Source organism: Arthrobacter sp. (genome assembly GCF_031988865.1).
Lineage (GTDB): Bacteria > Actinomycetota > Actinomycetes > Actinomycetales > Micrococcaceae > Arthrobacter_B.
The window spans coordinates 17,153-33,381 of the sequence record NZ_DALZXY010000032.1 but is presented as its reverse complement, the minus strand read 5'-3'; the positions used below and the strand labels follow the sequence as shown (position 1 = coordinate 33,381).

General features: G+C 62.7%; 14 protein-coding genes and 2 tRNA genes. 9 read left to right on the top strand and 7 right to left on the bottom strand.

The genetic code is table 11. From position 1 onward, the window contains the following. Positions 1–602 (bottom strand): acyl-CoA thioesterase domain-containing protein (locus RTN46_RS08020; RefSeq protein WP_312180408.1); only part of this gene is annotated, 602 nt, incomplete at its 3' end. A 224-nt stretch (positions 603–826) separates the two neighbouring features. Between RTN46_RS08020 and RTN46_RS08015 the strand changes: the two genes are divergently transcribed. Both RTN46_RS08015 and RTN46_RS08010 read left to right on the top strand, forming a co-directional pair. Next, positions 827–1,309: a thioesterase family protein gene (locus tag RTN46_RS08015; protein ID WP_312180407.1), complete on the top strand. Its 483-nt coding sequence runs from the start codon at positions 827–829 to the stop codon at positions 1,307–1,309. Next, positions 1,309–1,977, top strand: a complete 669-nt coding sequence (locus RTN46_RS08010; protein WP_312180406.1) for a hypothetical protein — start codon at positions 1,309–1,311, stop codon at positions 1,975–1,977. Before RTN46_RS08015 ends, RTN46_RS08010 begins: the two co-directional genes overlap by 1 nt. A 15-nt stretch (positions 1,978–1,992) precedes the next feature. Here the strand turns inward: RTN46_RS08010 and RTN46_RS08005 are convergent, their stop codons facing one another. From RTN46_RS08005 to RTN46_RS07985, 5 genes are all read right to left on the bottom strand, one after another. Then, on the bottom strand, positions 1,993–2,439 hold the full coding sequence (locus tag RTN46_RS08005) for a globin (RefSeq protein WP_312180405.1): 447 nt from the start codon (positions 2,437–2,439) through the stop codon (positions 1,993–1,995). Further along, the gene (locus tag RTN46_RS08000) at positions 2,436–3,068 is read right to left on the bottom strand and encodes a mechanosensitive ion channel domain-containing protein (RefSeq protein ID WP_312180404.1); all 633 of its coding nucleotides are present in this window, start codon (positions 3,066–3,068) and stop codon (positions 2,436–2,438) included. Before RTN46_RS08000 ends, RTN46_RS08005 begins: the two co-directional genes overlap by 4 nt. 97 nt (positions 3,069–3,165) lie before the next feature. Beyond that, the gene (locus tag RTN46_RS07995; protein ID WP_312180402.1) at positions 3,166–3,633 is read right to left on the bottom strand and encodes an OsmC family protein; all 468 of its coding nucleotides are present in this window, start codon (positions 3,631–3,633) and stop codon (positions 3,166–3,168) included. A gap of 84 nt (positions 3,634–3,717) precedes the next feature. Beyond that, complete coding sequence (pepN, locus tag RTN46_RS07990; protein ID WP_312180401.1) at positions 3,718–6,270, bottom strand: aminopeptidase N; 2,553 nt, start codon at positions 6,268–6,270, stop codon at positions 3,718–3,720. Positions 6,271–6,439: 169 nt separating this feature from the next. Then, a complete protein-coding gene (locus tag RTN46_RS07985) occupies positions 6,440–9,316 on the bottom strand; it encodes a hypothetical protein (protein ID WP_312180400.1) in 2,877 nt (958 codons plus the stop codon). Positions 9,317–9,884: 568 nt separating this feature from the next. Between RTN46_RS07985 and RTN46_RS07980 the strand changes: the two genes are divergently transcribed. Next, positions 9,885–10,361, top strand: a complete 477-nt coding sequence (locus RTN46_RS07980; RefSeq protein ID WP_312180398.1) for a ribose-5-phosphate isomerase — start codon at positions 9,885–9,887, stop codon at positions 10,359–10,361. Then, the gene (locus RTN46_RS07975; protein ID WP_312180396.1) at positions 10,361–11,248 is read left to right on the top strand and encodes a DNA-formamidopyrimidine glycosylase family protein; all 888 of its coding nucleotides are present in this window, start codon (positions 10,361–10,363) and stop codon (positions 11,246–11,248) included. The genes RTN46_RS07980 and RTN46_RS07975 overlap by 1 nt, the downstream gene beginning before the upstream one ends. 88 nt (positions 11,249–11,336) lie before the next feature. On the opposite strand, the gene RTN46_RS07970 is transcribed toward RTN46_RS07975, so the two are convergent. After that, positions 11,337–11,410 (bottom strand) — tRNA-Gly (locus RTN46_RS07970). A 139-nt stretch (positions 11,411–11,549) separates the two neighbouring features. On the opposite strand from RTN46_RS07970, the gene RTN46_RS07965 reads away from it, so the two are divergent. The 5 genes from RTN46_RS07965 (at position 11,550) to clpX (ending at position 16,193) form a co-directional block, all read left to right on the top strand. After that, positions 11,550–11,623: transfer RNA gene (locus RTN46_RS07965), tRNA-Pro, on the top strand. 54 nt (positions 11,624–11,677) lie between these two features. Further along, positions 11,678–13,042, top strand: a complete 1,365-nt coding sequence (gene tig, locus RTN46_RS07960) for a trigger factor (protein ID WP_312180395.1) — start codon at positions 11,678–11,680, stop codon at positions 13,040–13,042. 301 nt (positions 13,043–13,343) lie between these two features. Then, positions 13,344–13,940, top strand: a complete 597-nt coding sequence (locus tag RTN46_RS07955; protein ID WP_312180409.1) for an ATP-dependent Clp protease proteolytic subunit — start codon at positions 13,344–13,346, stop codon at positions 13,938–13,940. A gap of 63 nt (positions 13,941–14,003) precedes the next feature. After that, on the top strand, positions 14,004–14,675 hold the full coding sequence (locus tag RTN46_RS07950; protein WP_312180393.1) for an ATP-dependent Clp protease proteolytic subunit: 672 nt from the start codon (positions 14,004–14,006) through the stop codon (positions 14,673–14,675). A 225-nt stretch (positions 14,676–14,900) separates the two neighbouring features. Further along, positions 14,901–16,193, top strand: a complete 1,293-nt coding sequence (gene clpX / locus RTN46_RS07945) for an ATP-dependent Clp protease ATP-binding subunit ClpX (RefSeq protein WP_312180391.1) — start codon at positions 14,901–14,903, stop codon at positions 16,191–16,193. Positions 16,194–16,229: the final 36 nt, after the last annotated feature.

The window sequence follows — 16,229 nt, the reverse complement described above, 5'->3', positions numbered from 1 at the left end:
TTCTGGTCATCGGGCATGGGGCCGAACGTCTTCATCCAGACCGCGTTGCGGGCCGTACGGTCTGGGTCGGCCTGGAAGTACACAGGCTGGTCAACGTGGCGGATGTCCATGGGACGGTAATAGGACCATGCCTTGGCCACCGGATGATCGAACGAGGCAAGCAGATCCGCGGTCGTTGGCAGGGATTCGGGATCGGGGACGCCCTCCGGCATGGGTTCCTGGTGATTCAATCCCTCGTCGGGGACCTGGAAGGACGCAATCAGGGACAGGATGGGTACGCCGTTCTGATAGGCGTGCGTGCGCCGGGCCGAAAATGACCGGCCGTCGCGGAGCCGCTCGACTCCGAAGGTAATGGGGACTTCGGTGTCACCGGGACGGAGGAAGTAGCCGTGCATGGAGTGCATCAACCGGTCGGAGGGAACGGTCCGGGCGGCGGCCACCAGCGATTGTCCCAGGACCTGTCCGCCGAAGACGCGTTTGCGCGGCTCATGCTGGGAACCGCCAACGAAGATGTCTTCATCGGTTTTTGCCCCGCCCGCGTTACTCAGATCCAATAGTTCGATCAGCGCGGCTGTCGGATCAAAGTCGTCGGCTGGTGCCATGGGTACGTACTCTCCTAGCAAAGGCAGTTTCATCAGGCGGTATTCGTGCCGGTCCCCTCAGATGGGACCATCTCTGAGATTAGACGTACCAGCGGGCCAGGCCAACATTTGTGCCGGCGGTAACGCAGCGCTCCCGTTGGCCAGGGCGCACAGGAACGCACCGCACGAGCAGCCGGGAGCATGGCTTTCGTGCTTGCCTGAACGTTCCTGAGAGGATGGTGGACATGGCTATCCACCGCTTTCCCATCCAGCTGCGCTTTGGCGACGAGGACTCCAACGGTCACGTCAACAATGTCCGGTACGTCCAGTTCCTTGAGGAGGCCCGGGTCCGGTTGTCGCTTCTTCCGCTGCCGGGCGCGGAGGCCGACGGCAGGGCGGAGACCTTTCGTTCGATAACGGCACAGTCCGGGTCTACCCTGGTGGCACGGCAGGTGATCGAATACCGCACGCCGTTGACCTACCGGCAGGAACCGGTCTGGATTGAGATCTGGGTCAGCAGGATCGGCGGATCGAGCCTGGCCTACGGCTTCCGGCTTACCGATGCGGACGCTGAAACGGTCTTCGCCGTTGCCGAGGCGGACATGGTGATGGTCGGGCGGGAGACAGGACGCCCCCTGACGCTCTCAGCGCGGCAGCGGGACATCCTCCAGGGCTGGCAGGCCGGACCGGTACCCTTCCGGCGTGCCGCTGAGGAAGCGGTGAACTGATGCAGGCGCAGAACCTCGTACTGGGCGACCCGCAGGTCCGGGCGGACCTGAAGAACTTTGTCTCCCGGGCCCGCAGTGCCGACGACGGCGCGATCCGGCTGCAGGCGGTAGGCACCACGCTGGCGGCGTATGTCTGCGTCCTGCGTCCCAGGATCCTGGGCGAGGGCATGCCCACGATCCTTGGCATGCGGGCCATGCCCCTGGCTGAACCGGCGGAACTGGACACGACGGTATCCCTGGCTTCGGTGGCAGACCGGCTGGCCCGTATGGAAGACGCTGACACGCAGCTGCCCGTACCGCCCATGACGGTCTCGGAGAGCTGGGCTGGCATCGGTGCGCCGCGCAGCGGATGGCAGCGGGAAGCGGACGTGCCCGTGGCAGAGCTGGAGCAGGCTGCGCACCGGGGGATACGGGAGGTGGCGGCCAGGATGCCCGATGACCCCGGAGCCGCCGTCGTCAGCAGCGTCCGGGTGCCGGTCTGGAGCGAAACGATTCCCGGTCTGGGAGCGCCCTTGCCGGCCGGTGCGGCCTTCGCAGCCCTGACGCTGGGCTTTCTTGCCGATCCGGCCGAAGGCGGAACGGCTTCGCTGTTCAGTAACGGCCGATGGCTGCGGCTCTCCACGGACCGCGGGCACATCCTGGTGCGTCCGCCGTCGGTCCTGTTCTAAGCCCTCGGAGGGAGCCTAGGCGGAATTCACCATCGAGTGCGCGGCCCGGTCCAGATAGTCCCAGAGCGTGGCCTCGTGCAGGGGAGCAAGCCCCAAGGCGTCGACGGCGGTGCGCATGTGCTTCAGCCAGGCGTCCCGTGCTGCAGGGGTGACCTGGAATGGCATGTGCCGCATCCGCAGCCGGGGATGGCCGCGCTGCTCTCCGTAGGTTTTGGGCCCGCCCCAGTACTGCTCCAGGAACATCAGGAGGCGTTCCTTCGCCGGCCCGAGATCTTCCTCAGGGTACATTGGCCGCATCAGCGGGTCTCCGGCTACCCCGTCGTAAAACACATCCACCAGCTTTACGAAGGTGTTATGACCGCCGACGGCGTCATAGAAGTTGTACTCCGGCTGGGAAAACCCGGTGCCTGGGTTGGCCGCCGTGAGGGGCAGGGTGGCCGGTTGCTGAGGCTGTTCGGTCATTTCGTTCCTTCTTCCCGGGCCGTTTCGGCCGTTTCAGCGGGGCCTGCGTCGGCAGGGTCCGCTTCCAAGAATCGTCCCTGCGAACGGTTGCCTACCTGGGCGAACTCGCCGTTGCGGATGTACCAGATCACTCCACGCTCGTCCACGAGCCGGGTGATGCGGATACCCACAGACTGGACGGTTCCGGTGGTGCCGCCCACTTCGATGACGTCCCCGATCCCGTACTGGTCTTCGATGGTGATGAAGAGCCCGGCCAGCGCGTCGCGGATGAGTTCACGCGCCCCGAAGCCGAGGGCGATGCCGACGATTCCCACGCTGGCCAGCAGCGGTGCGATGTCGATACCGACGGCCCCGAGAACCATGATGACGACGATGGTCCAGATTGCCACGCTGACGGAACTGCGCAGCATGGCACCGATGGTGTCCGCACGCTGGGCCCGCCGCTTGCTATCAAGATTCCGCATCACGGGCTGGGCCCAGCGGAGCCTGCCCTCCCGGAACAGCGCCGATCCTTTCTGTGCCCGGGCAACGACCTTGGAAATCAGGTAGCGGGCGACCAGCCAGATGACGAGGCCGACCAGCACGATAATCCCGGCTTCGAGGAGTCCGGAGAAATCAAACTCGGTCATTTCGATGGTCGCAGTATCTGTAGTGGCCGGAAAATGCACAGGTGCGGAACGTCCTTCTGGATCGGGGAGGTGTAGTTTCCAGATTACCTGTTGCCGGCTAGGGCAGGATTGAGCCCTCGTGCCGGACGGGGAAATTCACGCTGCGGGCGATGAAACACACCCGGTGCGCTTCATCGTGCAGGGAATTCGCCAGCGCAGGGTCTCCGGAGCCAATCCGGATCCGCGGGCGCAGCAATACGGACGTGAACTCACCGCTGCCGTCGCGGTTCAGCCGCAGGGTCCCCTCGGCGTCGTCCGCATAGGAGACCACACTGATCCCGTTCTTCACCGCCACGTGCAGGTAGGAGAGCATGTGGCACTGGGAGAGCGCCGACAGCAGAAGCTGCTCCGGGTTCCACCGGTCTTTGTCGCCGTGGAACGTGGGATCCGCGGTTCCGGCCAGGTCAGGCAGCCCCGGGGCGCGGAGCACGTGATCGCGGCCGTAGCCCCGGTAAGTCTGGGTGCCTGTGCCGCGGTTGCCGGTCCATTCGAGGGAGACACCGTAGCGGTGTTCAGAGAGATTCACAGCTCCAAACTACAGCTCTAAACCAAAGGGAGGGATCCTTGCCCGGGACAGGCAAGGATCCCTCCCTCAGTACGCGGCCGGAGCCTAGTGGTCCGCGGCCTGGGCTTTTAGCGCCCGGACAACGCCATCGCGGCTTTCCAGCAGCAGCCGGCGCAGTGCCGGAGCCTCATCTCCCAGCGAGGCGAGGAAGGCATCTGTCCGGTCCACTGTGTCCTGCGTCGTCAGCCGGGACGGGTACAGCCCGACGACGATCTGCTGGGCAATCTCGTGGGTGCGGCTGGCCCAGACATCCCTGATCGAATCGAAGTAGCGGTCGGCGTACGGTTCCAGGAGGGAAGTGTCATGAACCCTGCTGAACCCGCCGATCGCTGCGCGCTGAGCGGCGTTGGGCAGGTCAGAGCGCTCGACGATGGCCTCCCATGCTGCTGCCTTCGATTCAGCTGTGGGCAGGGCCGCGCGGGCCGCTGCGGCCGCAAGCTGGCCCGTGGCAGTGGCATCGCGGTCGAGCTCAGCGGCGATGGCAGGTTCACCCATCAGCCCCCCGGCCACCAGGGCAGAGAGCAGCTCCCAACGGAGGTCGGAGTCGACTTCCAGTCCTTCCAAGGTGACCTCGCCGGAGAAGAGAGAGGCAACGGTAGCCATCTGCTCGGCGGTCTCGGCGTGGGAGGCGAAGGCCTTGACGAACTGAAGCTGCGAATCCGATCCCGGGGCTGCTTCGCGGCTGAGGTCCCACAGGCTGTCCGCGGCCGCAGCAGTCATGGCCTGCCGGTCCAGCGGAGCCACATAGAACGTGAGGGTGGTCGCCAGCTGGCGCAGCAGGACCTGTACCACCGAGGAATCCGATTCCGAGGCGATGTTTTGCAGGACCAGTTCAACGTAGTTGCGGGCCGGGATTTCCCCGTCGCGTGCGGCATCCCAGGCCGAGGCCCACACCAGGGTGCGGGGCAGGGAATCGGCGATGTCCCGGAGGCGGCGCGTGGCCAGGTGCCAGGAGGCGTCGTCGAGCCGGATTTTGGCGTACGCCAGATCGTCGTCGTTCAAGAGGATCAGGTCCGGCCGGGTCCGTCCAGCCAGTTCCGGCACCTCTGTGCGTTCGCCGTCGACGTCGAGTTCAACGCGGTGGCTGCGGCGCAGCTTGCCGTTTTCATCGGTGTCGTAGAACCCGATGGCGAGCCGGTGCGGGCGCAGCGTCGGGTACTCGGCAATAGCGGTCTGGTGGATAGCGAATGACGCGATGACGCCGTCGTCGTCCACTTCCAGCACGGGACGCAGGGTGTTCACACCCGCTGTCTCGAGCCACTTCGCCGACCACTCGGTGAGGTCGCGTCCGCTGGCAGTCTCGAGTTCGGAGAGCAGGTCCGAGAGCTCAGTGTTGCTCCAGGAATGCTTGCCGAAGTACTCGCGGACGCCCTGCATGAATTTGTCCTGGCCCACCCAAGCCACCAGCTGCTTCAGCACCGAGGCGCCCTTGGCATAGGTGATGCCGTCGAAGTTGACCTGGACATCCTCGAGGTCGCGGATTTCGGCGACGATCGGGTGCGTGGTGGGCAGCTGGTCCTGGCGGTAGGCCCAGGCCTTTTCCATCGACGCGAACGTGGTCCACGCCTGCTTGAACTCGGTGGCCTCAGCAGCGGCGAGGGCAGACATGAACTCGGCGAAGGACTCGTTGAGCCACAGATCGTTCCACCAGCGCATGGTCACCAGATCGCCGAACCACATGTGGGCCAGTTCGTGGAGCACCGTAATGGCGCGGCGTTCAACCGTGGCATCGGGGACACGGGAGCGGAAGACGTAGCTTTCGAGGAAGGTCACAGCCCCGGCGTTCTCCATGGCACCGGCGTTGAACTCCGGGACGAACAGCTGGTCGTACTTCTCGAAGGGGTACGGCGTGCCGAACTGGGCTTCGTAGAAGGCGAATCCCTGCCGGGTCAGTTCAAAAATGTTCTCGGCGTCGAGATATTCCATCAGGGACCGGCGGGCGAAGACACCAAGGGGGACCGTCCGCCCGTCGGAGCTGGTGAGCTCGGACCGGACCGATTGGTAAGGGCCGGCGATCAGCGCAGTGATGTAGGAGGAGATCCGCGGTGTCGGGTCAAAGGACCACGTCGCGCGCGGCTGCTCGGTGTCTGCGGCGTCGGCCGGGACCGGCTCCGGGGTGGGGGAGTTGGAGATGACGTCCCAATGCGCCGGAGCCGTGACGGTGAACCGGAAGCCGGCCTTGAGATCGGGCTGTTCAAAAACGGAGAACATCCGCCGCGAATCCGGGACCTCGAACTGCGAGTAGAGGTAGACCTCGTTGTCCACGGGGTCCACGAAGCGGTGCAGGCCTTCGCCGGTGTTCATATAGAACGCGTCGGCCTCGACCACAAGCTCGTTGGAGGCAGCCAGGTTGGGCAGCTGGATGCGCACGCCGTCCGAAACGGCAGCCGGGTCCAGCCCGACGCCGTTGAGCGTGATCCGGTGGACCTTTGCGGTGACTGCGTCAATGAAGGTGGAGGCCCCTGCCTCGGCGCTGAAGCGCACAACAGTGGTGCTCCCGAAGACCTCGTCGCCGCGGGTCAGGTCCAAATTGATGTCGTAAGACTCGACATCGATCAGTTCTGCCCGTTCACGCGCTTCAGCGCGGGTGAGATTCATACCTGGCAAGGTAGAGCCTTTCGAAGTGGAGAGTGCTGCCGCCGGGTTCTTTGGAACCGGCAGGCGTCAAGTGAATAACTGCAACATTCTCGCACTTGGGCCCGTTCTGCCAAGTAGGAGCGGGGGGAAGAACAGTTCCGGACGGATGTGAAACTCGCCAGTAGCTCAGTTAGCGCCAAATAATGGTCGTCCCAACAGCAGCCGACCAATCGATGCGGCCACCCTGAAATTGTTGGGAAGCGGTGCCTGGGCCTGTGGATTTCTCCGCCGCGAGCGGAAACCCGAGGCGTCCCTCGGCGGCCCCTGCTGCTAGGTAAGTGCTACGCACTGCCCCGTGAACAGGAAGGGCTCCTGACGTTGGAGACCACAGGACAGACCCGCCCTGGAAGTCTTGAATAACGCCTCCGGCCTGTCTGCGTTCATTCGTCGTTGGATAACCGAGATATCCACGTTCTCCCTTCAGTCCGTCGTAGAGTGTTCCCACTGCACCCCCAACAAATCGAGCCCCGGTATTTGCTGACCAATACATCGAGCCGTGCTGAAAAGCCTGTTTGACTCCTTGTCCGGGCAGAGAGACTTCATCGCCCGTAGGGAACCCAAAGGGTCCTGATGGGCCGCCCGCTGCGGAATACGCTCCATCGATCGCTCCGAAAAGGAGCCACGCGCCGGAGGAACCAGACGAGGCTATTCGGCCCTTCTCAAACGCTTGGATACTTCCTCGGCCGACTGTAACGGGGTTTCCTGTGGGGTATCCCAGTCCTCCCTTTTCGGCATTTATGTTGCGGTAGCTATCGAGTAGAGGACCCCGTATAACTGCGTAGCTTCCGATACCAGGGGACCAGTACAGGATGCCGTTTTCGAAGGCTTGGGTTGCGCCGCCTCGAGCAGAAGAAGTTTCGTTTCCAGTTGGGTATCCCAGCGGTCCTGCAGGTCCGCCCGATCGTGCGTATCCGGCTTCCATCCCGGCGTATACAAATCGGGCTCCGGACGCATTAGTCCAAGAGACGCGTCCTCCCTGGAATACCTGAGTCTGTTTTCCGCTTTCGTTGATGGTGCCACTAAGCGGATACCCCAAGAAACCGGCGGCAGCGCCAGCCCTGTTGTACGCGTCACGGACGCCGCCGTTTAGCACGGGAACAGCCCCTGTCGGGGCCGACCAGTACAGGGCCCCATTCTGAAACGGCTGGACTGCACCGGATTGGCTGGCCAGGCTGGTTTCCAAGCCGGTTGGGAATCCCAGTGGACCCGTAGCACCTCCGTGTCTCACAAAGGCCGTTGCCATTCCCCGATAAAGGTGAAGTGGTCCCGTGCTTGGCGACCATGTGACGGTTCCACCTTCGAACGTCTGGAATGCTCCGCCGCCGCCGTGAGTCTCATTTGAGGTTGGGAAACCCAGAAAACCTGCTTCATAGCCCTGAGTACCGTAATAGGTCTGAATTGCTCCCCCCACTATGTGGGCCCCTGTTGTGGGAGTCCAATAGATGGCTCCTCGCTGGAAAGATTGCACGACGCCGCCTCGGTTGCCAAGAGGCCACTCGTTTCCGGTCGGAAATCCCAATGACCCGGCTGGGCCGCCCTTAGCCATGTAGGCATTACCGATGGCTCCGAGCACGTAACTTGAGCCTGTAGAGGGCGACCAGATTATTTTTCCGTACTGGTAGTCCTGAATCGCGCCCCCCGCCGACCCATACTCGTTGGCGATGGGATAGCCGAGAAATCCCTCCTGGAATCCAAGGGTTCCATAAAATGCCCGGATGGCTCCCATCGAGATTCGTGCCCCCGTCGCTGGAGACCAGAGTATGACTCCGTTCTGGAAATTCTGATAGGCGCCGCCGTCTCGTATGCCTCCTGTCACTTGGGACGTGGCTGCCCCGAGCTCAGGATGCGCTGCTCGCATTTCCGAGATAGGTGCGATCGCACGTGCGACAGCCCCTCCGGTGATGGTAATCGAGGCAGACTCGGCATTGATCGAGTTGATCCTGACGGTTGTGCCTGTGTGGGCCGTGAATGTTTGACCTGCCTGCCACGTACTGTTGGCATTCGTGTACCCAGCAAAGTCCCTAGTATTCGGCGCTACCACAAGGGAATTTAGCGCCCAGTTGTTAGCCAAATCGGCTTTTAGTATTTTCACTCCGCGGTTGCCGCCGACTGACGTGGCTGTGTCGTAGCCAACGGGAAGCCTTAGCTCAAGATAGTAGGTTTCGCCCGAGGTGTCCCTGAATTTCACGGCACGGTTCGCTGCTGACCCAGCCCAAGCCCGCAGGGTGTAGGTGGCTGATTGTCCGGCTGTTCCGGCGTTAAAAATTTCATCGCCTCGTCCGAAGGCTCTTGAATCCCAAAAAAAGGAGTTAATGACCGGAAGGTTGTATTGGGCGTATCCCATCAGGTCCGAGGTATCGCCGTATTCACGCGAGGTGCACTGGCCATCGGCCCACCTCCCGTTGGCTCCAATCCAAATGTCGGAGCGTCCGTTGTTGCACTTGAGGCTATTGGCATGAAGAAGTCCAAGCACATGGCCAAGTTCGTGCGTCACCACGTTTTTCGAGAAAGCGGACGGCCGTGGCATCAAGACACTGCCGCCAACGCCGCCGGTCGTCCATCCGCCGCCGAGTATGCCGCCATATCCGCCGCTTTTCAGGTCTGCAGCTGGGACATAGACCACTAGTGCCTTGTAGGCACTGTCCCGCCATCCGAGGTCCTTCTTTATCTGGTTCATCATGGCTGCATAGTCCATGCCAGAGTTAGCGCTGGTGTGAAAGGGGAAAGCCGATGCAATCGACATTCCGAGTCGGCCGTTGGAGGAAGACCGCCAGTAGCTGTCGGCGGCCAAGATGGAGTGCCACGCTGCGTCTTGGTCGACACCGCTGCGGTTGTCAGTCAAGGTCGCATATACCAGCGTGACCTTAATAGTTCCGCTAGCGGCTGCCGCTCCGCTCCTGGCGGCACCTCCAGTCGGGGAGTTGAATGCCTCCGCCGTACCCTGGTCATGCATAGCCGAAATGTCGGTCTCAACGGCGGACCGGACGGTTCCGTCGGGCTCGGTCACCAGGGGAGTATTGGGACCGGGAACTGGGAAGCCTCCACCGATGACAGGGTCGAATCCCTCGTCCTCTGTGTCGGGACTGTCGGCGTCCCCCGGCTCTGGGGCGGGATCGTCCCGAGGCTCTTCACCTGTCGATGCGGAAACTCCAGGTCTCATTTCATCCTGGGGGGCCGTCAATGCGGGAATCGTGCTGTCCCCACCAGCGACGGGGGCAGCGCTTTCCGTGGGGACGGTCTCACCGGGCACCGGCCCCTCAACCGCAGCGGCCGGAGGTACCACCCCGCCGAAAACGAGGGCAACCACCAAGGTTGCAAGAAGGGTGAGTTTTCCGGTTTTCATGGCGGTCCTTGCATAGCGTGTTAAATCCGGGTCCGTGGCTGGGACGTAGTTTCGCCGGGAACCCTCCAATGCCGGACCTGCCGACGGGCGAGGCCCGTTCCCGGCGAAACTACCTGCACCCTCTGCTATCGGCAGTCATTGAGGAAGCGTTACCGATTTGGGTGCTGCAGCGGCAAAATAGTTACGCTTGACCTGGCAGTGCCTCCACAAACATTCCAATGAACGGAAATCCATGCGCGTCCACATCGCCACCGACCATGCCGGCCTTGAGCTGTCGGCCCACCTGCAGGAGCACCTCGCCGCAAAGGGCTACGACGTCGTAGACCACGGGCCCCAGGAATACGACGCCGAAGATGATTACCCGGCCTTCTGCATCAATGCGGCCACCGCCGTCGTCGTGGATCAGGAATCGGGGATCTGCGCTTTGGGGATCGTGCTGGGCGGTTCGGGCAACGGCGAACAGATTGCCGCCAACAAGGTGCGCGGTGTCCGCGCCGCACTGGCCTGGAACCTGGACACGGCACGCCTGGCACGCCAGCACAATGACGCCAACGTCGTAGCGGTAGGCGGACGCCAGCATTCTCTCGCCGAGGCAACGGGCATCATTGACGCCTTCCTGGAAGAACCCTTCAGCGACGCCGAGCGCCACATCCGCCGCATTGGCCAGATTGCCGAGTACGAGGTCACCGGCAGCATCGCCGCCAACTAATGCCCGAAGGCCACTCGATCCACCGCCTTGCCCGGCAATTCACTTCGGTGTTTGCCGGGCAGCAGCTCTCTGTTTCCAGCCCCCAGGGCAGGTTCGCCGCCGGCGCAGCGCGGCTGGACGGACAGGCCTTGATTGCGGCTGAGGCCCACGGGAAGCAGCTATTCCTGGAATTCGACAACGAACTTTTCCTGCGAATCCACCTCGGGCTCTATGGAGCCTTCGACTTCGGAGGAGACGAGACGTTCCGCAGGTCTTCCAGCATTGGCGCCCCGCGCCGGGTGGGGGAGCGGGAGATAGCCGACGACGGCGGGGAGCCCGCGTACGCGGGTCCGCCGCCGCCCAAGGGTGCGGTTCGCGTCCGCCTCACCTCGGACCACGGTTGGGCGGACCTCCGCGGACCGACAGCCTGTGAAGTTCTTACGCCCGAGGAACAGCGTAGGGTCCTGGAAAAGCTGGGACCGGATCCGCTGCAGCCGCGGGCCGACCCGCGGGAATTCGTCCGGCGTCTCTCCGCGCGGAGAACTCCTATCGGCCTGCTGCTTATGAATCAGGAAGTCCTCGCCGGCGTTGGTAACGTCTACCGCGCCGAAGTACTTTTCCGCCGGCTGATCTCACCATGGCGGCTGGCGCGGAGCATCACCCAAGAAGAGGCACTGGGGTTGTGGAACGATATTGCGGGTGTGATGGCCGACGGCGTGGCCGCAGGACGGATTATTACGACGCTTCCGGAACACCGCGTTGATGCGTCGATACCCGTCCCCGTGAGCGAGGCACACTATGTGTACAAGCGGCAGGGACTCCCGTGCCGGCGGTGCGGCACGGAAGTGGCCATGACCGAGATGGCTGCGCGGAAACTCTACTGGTGCCCGTCCTGCCAGCAGACGTAGGCTGGGACGGCAAAGAAAAAGGCCCCTGGTGCACCCTTCGAGCTGTACTCGAACCGGTGGACCGGGACCTCTTTTGGTGTTTCTTTGGTGGAGGGGATGACGGGAATCGAACCCGCGTAATCAGTTTGGAAGACTGAGGCTCTACCATTGAGCTACATCCCCGGCGCCGTAAGGCAGAATTTACCTTAGCACGGCTTTTCGGCGGATGAATAATCGGTGGCTTCCCTAACGAAGGCAAGGGTTCTGCATCCCCGAATTGTGCATCGGACTTGTAATGCCGGTAGGCTGTCAGGTGCACTGACGGGGTGTAGCTCAGCTTGGAAGAGCGCCTGCTTTGGGAGCAGGAAGTCGCAGGTTCAAATCCTGTCACCCCGACTCTGTATAACGACGGTGCAGACCAATCCCAGACCCCTCAGGAGAACTAACGCTGTGAAGAGCGCTGTAGAAAACCTCACACCCACGCGGGTAAAGCTCAACGTTGAAGTTCCGCTTGAGGAACTGAAGCCGAGCATCGAAGAGGCCTACAAGACCATCGCCACCCAGGTGCAGGTTCCGGGCTTCCGCAAGGGCAAGGTCCCCAACAAGCTCATCGACCAGCGCGTTGGCCGCGGCTACGTCCTCGAAACCGCCATCAACGATGGGCTGAACGGCTTCTACCAGGCAGCGGTCCAGGAAACGGGCATCCGCCCGCTCAGCCGCCCCGAGGTTGAAATCAGCGAAGTTCCCGATCCCACTTCCGATGAAGGGCAGCTGGTCTTCAACGTCGAGCTGGATATCCGCCCCGAGATCGAGCTCCCGGATTACTCCGGCATTGAGGTCACCGTTGAGCCCGCCGAAGCCGGCGATGCCGACATCGAGAAGGCATTGGATGAACTGCGCGGCCGCTTCGGCACGCTGAAGTCCGTTGACCGCCCCGCTGCCAACGACGACTTCCTGACCATGGACCTGGTTGCCAAGGTCGACGGCGAAGAGGTCGATTCGGCCGCTGACCTGTCCTACCAGGTTGGTGCAGGCACCATGCTCGAAGGCATGGACGAAGCAGTAACCGGTCTGTCCGTGGACGAATCCGCAACGTTCAACACCAAGCTGGCCGGCGGCGAGCACGCAGGCGCCGACGCTGAAGTCACCGTCACCGTCAAGGCTGTCAAGGTGCGCGAGCTGCCCGAGGCCAACGATGATTTCGCCCAGCTGGCCAGCGAGTTCGACACCATCGCCGAACTCCGCGAAGACCTGTCCAAGCGCGCCGCCGAATCCAAGGTCATGGAGCAGGGCGTCGAAGCCCGCGACAAGGTCCTGGACAAGCTGCTGGAAATGGTCGAGGTTCCGGTTCCGGAATCCGTTGTCGAAGAGCAGCTTGAGCAGCACTTCAACTCCGAGTCTGCCCACACGGCCGGCGAAGACCACGACACGGAAGAACACCGCGCCGAAATCCGCACCAACACCGAGCAGGCCTTCAAGAACGAAATCATCCTGGACGCCGTGGCGGACAAGGAAGAGGTCGGGGTCAACCAGAATGAGCTCATCGACTACATCGTCTCGATGGCCAGCCAGTACGGCATGGACCCGAACCAGTTCGCCCAGCTGATTGACCAGGGTGGCCAGGTCCCGATGATGGTGGGCGAAGTCCGCCGCCGCAAGGCCCTCGCCAAGGTCCTGGAGCTTGCCAAGGTCACCGACACCACCGGTGCCGCGGTCGACCTGTCCGCATTCGTTCGCCCCGAAGGCGAAGATGCAGCAGACGTTGCTGAATCCGCAGACGAGGCCACCGAAGAGACCTCCGAGGACAAGGCCTAGCTTTTTCCTGCCCGGCTTGTCCGGGCACTAAGCGCCGCAGCCATTCGGTTGCGGCGCTTTCTCTTTAACCGTCAGGCTGCTTTAAACCGCAGGCCGGAGCCGTGCCGCCGCAGCCCTCCGCCCGCGCAGCCCACCGTGCGCCGTCAGCGAACAGCGCGCGTAACGGGAGCAAAAGACGGGCCGGAGAGGTTAGTGTCCAAGGAGAGATAAACGGCGGAGGCCGGTCCGGTGTATCCAGCGGATCCCTTACCGCCAGAGCGAGAGGTCACTCAGTATGGCAAATGCACCCAGCACACCCACTATGGCTACTGTGGACCCGGCCAGCCGGGATGATTACATCTACAACCGGCTGCTGAAGGAACGGATCATTTGGCTCGGCTCGGAAGTCCGGGACGACAACGCCAATGCCATCTGCTCCCAGCTCCTGCTCCTCTCCGCGGAAGACCCGGACAAGGACATCTTCCTCTACATCAACTCTCCCGGCGGCTCCGTGACCGCTGGCATGGCCATCTACGACACCATGCAGTTCATTCCGAACGATGTCGTGACCGTGGCCACCGGACTGGCGGCTTCCATGGGACAGTTCCTGCTCTCCTCCGGGACCAAGGGCAAGCGCTACGCCACCCCGCACGCCCGTATCCTGATGCACCAGCCCTCCGGCGGCATCGGCGGCACAGCCTCCGACATCCGTATCCAGGCCGAGCTGATCCTGCACATGAAGCAGGTTATGGCCGAGCTCACCGCCGAGCAGACCGGCCAGAGCGTGGAGACGATCCTGAAGGACAACGACCGCGACAAGTGGTTCACCGCAGAAGAAGGCCTCGCCTACGGCTTCTTCGACAAGATCTCTGCCCACGCCGGCGGCGTTACCGGCGGCGGCGGAACCAACCAGGACTAGGCCAGCGGGCAGGGACGACCTGCCATAACCGGCCAGCGCATCACAGACTTCAGGAGTAAAGCAATGAACCACAATTTCGGAACACCGGGCAGCGCGGCGCCGCAGATGCCGACCAGCCGCTACGTCCTGCCGCAGTTCGAAGAGCGCACGCCGTACGGCTTCAAGCGCCAGGACCCTTACACCAAGCTGTTCGAGGACCGCATCATCTTCCTGGGCGTCCAGGTTGACGACGCCTCGGCTGATGACGTTATGGCCCAGCTCCTGGTCCTGGAATCCACGGATCCGGACCGCGACATCACGCTGTACATCAACTCTCCCGGCGGATCGTTCACGGCCATGACGGCCATCTACGACACCATGCAGTACATTCGTCCGGAAATCCAGACCGTCTGCCTGGGACAGGCAGCCAGCGCTGCCGCCGTCCTGCTCGCCGCAGGTACCCCCGGCAAGCGCCTGGCCCTGCCGAACGCCCGTGTGCTCATCCACCAGCCTGCGCTTGGCGGCGGAGAGCGCGGGCAGGCCTCTGACCTGGAGATCCAGGCTGCCGAGGTCATGCGTATGCGCACCTGGCTGGAAGACACCCTGGCACTGCACTCGAACAAGACGTCGGAGGAAGTCAACCGGGATATCGAGCGCGACAAGATCCTGACCGCTCAGTCCGCCCTGGAATACGGCCTGATCGACCAGGTCCTGGACTCCCGCAAGATCAAGACACCCGCAATCAACAAGGGCTAGCAGTACCGGCCCATCCGCCGGCTTGCCGGCGGGAGCGCCCGGAACCGACCGTGCGAAAGGAGCCCGTGGAGCGGAAAAATCCGCACCACGGGCTTCTTGGTTGCTGATTACCTCTTCCAAGTGTCCTAGAGTGGAACATGGTTGACTGTCACGCTTTTCCTTCGATCACGCTTTTCCTTCGATAAGGCAACCGCTGACGAAGGACCATCTAAAGGGGACTGAATTATGGCTCGCATTGGTGAGAGCGCGGATCTGCTTAAGTGCTCTTTCTGCGGAAAGAGCCAGAAACAGGTACGCAAGCTCATTGCCGGTCCCGGGGTCTACATCTGCGATGAGTGCATCGAGCTCTGCAACGAGATCATCGAGGAAGAACTCTCCGAGGTAGCCGAGGGCGATTCCTTCGTCCTGCCCAAGCCGCGGGAAATCTTCGATTCACTGCAGGAATACGTCATTGGCCAGGAACCGGCCAAGCGTTCCCTCGCCGTCGCCGTCTACAACCACTACAAGCGCATCCAGTCCGGCCATGCGTCCCGTACGCCCGGCAGCCTCACGGACACGGTGGGCGCCGAAGACGTCGAGATCGGCAAGTCGAACATCCTGCTGATCGGCCCAACCGGCTGCGGCAAGACGTACCTTGCCCAGACCCTGGCCCGCCGCCTTAACGTGCCGTTCGCCGTCGCCGATGCCACCGCGCTGACCGAAGCAGGCTATGTCGGTGAGGACGTCGAGAACATCCTGCTCAAGCTCATCCAGGCCGCCGACTATGACGTCAAGAAGGCCGAGCAGGGCATCATCTACATCGATGAGATCGACAAGATCTCACGTAAGAGCGAGAACCCCTCGATCACCCGGGATGTCTCCGGCGAGGGCGTGCAGCAGGCGCTGCTGAAAATCCTGGAAGGGACCGTGGCCTCGGTTCCCCCGCAGGGCGGCCGCAAGCACCCGCACCAGGAATTCATCCAGATCGATACCACCAACGTGCTCTTCATCGTTGCCGGCGCCTTTGCGGGCTTGGAAGAGATCATCGGCTCGCGTTCCGGGCGGAAGGGCATTGGTTTCGGTGCACCGCTGAACGAGAACAGCAAGGGCACGGATTCCTACGCCGAGGTTATGCCGGAGGACCTGCTGAAGTTTGGGCTCATCCCCGAATTCATTGGACGCCTGCCCGTCATTACCACCGTCTCCAATCTGGACCGCGGCGCGCTGATCCAAATCCTCACGGAGCCCAAGAACGCGCTGGTCAAGCAGTACCAGAAGATGTTCCAGCTGGACGGCGTGGAGCTGGTCCTGGAAACCGGCGCGCTGGAGGCCATCGCAGACCAGGCACTCGAACGCGGCACAGGTGCGCGTGGCCTGCGTGCCATCCTTGAAGAAGTTCTCCTGCCGGTGATGTTCGATCTGCCGAGCCGCGAGGACGTGGCCCGCGTGGTGATTGGCCGTGAAGCGGTCACCGAGAAGGCCGAACCGACCCTGATCTCGCACGACGTGATCACCAAGCGGCGGAACAAGTCCGCCTGACTCTGTCTAGACGACCAACCGCGCCAAGGAGTAACC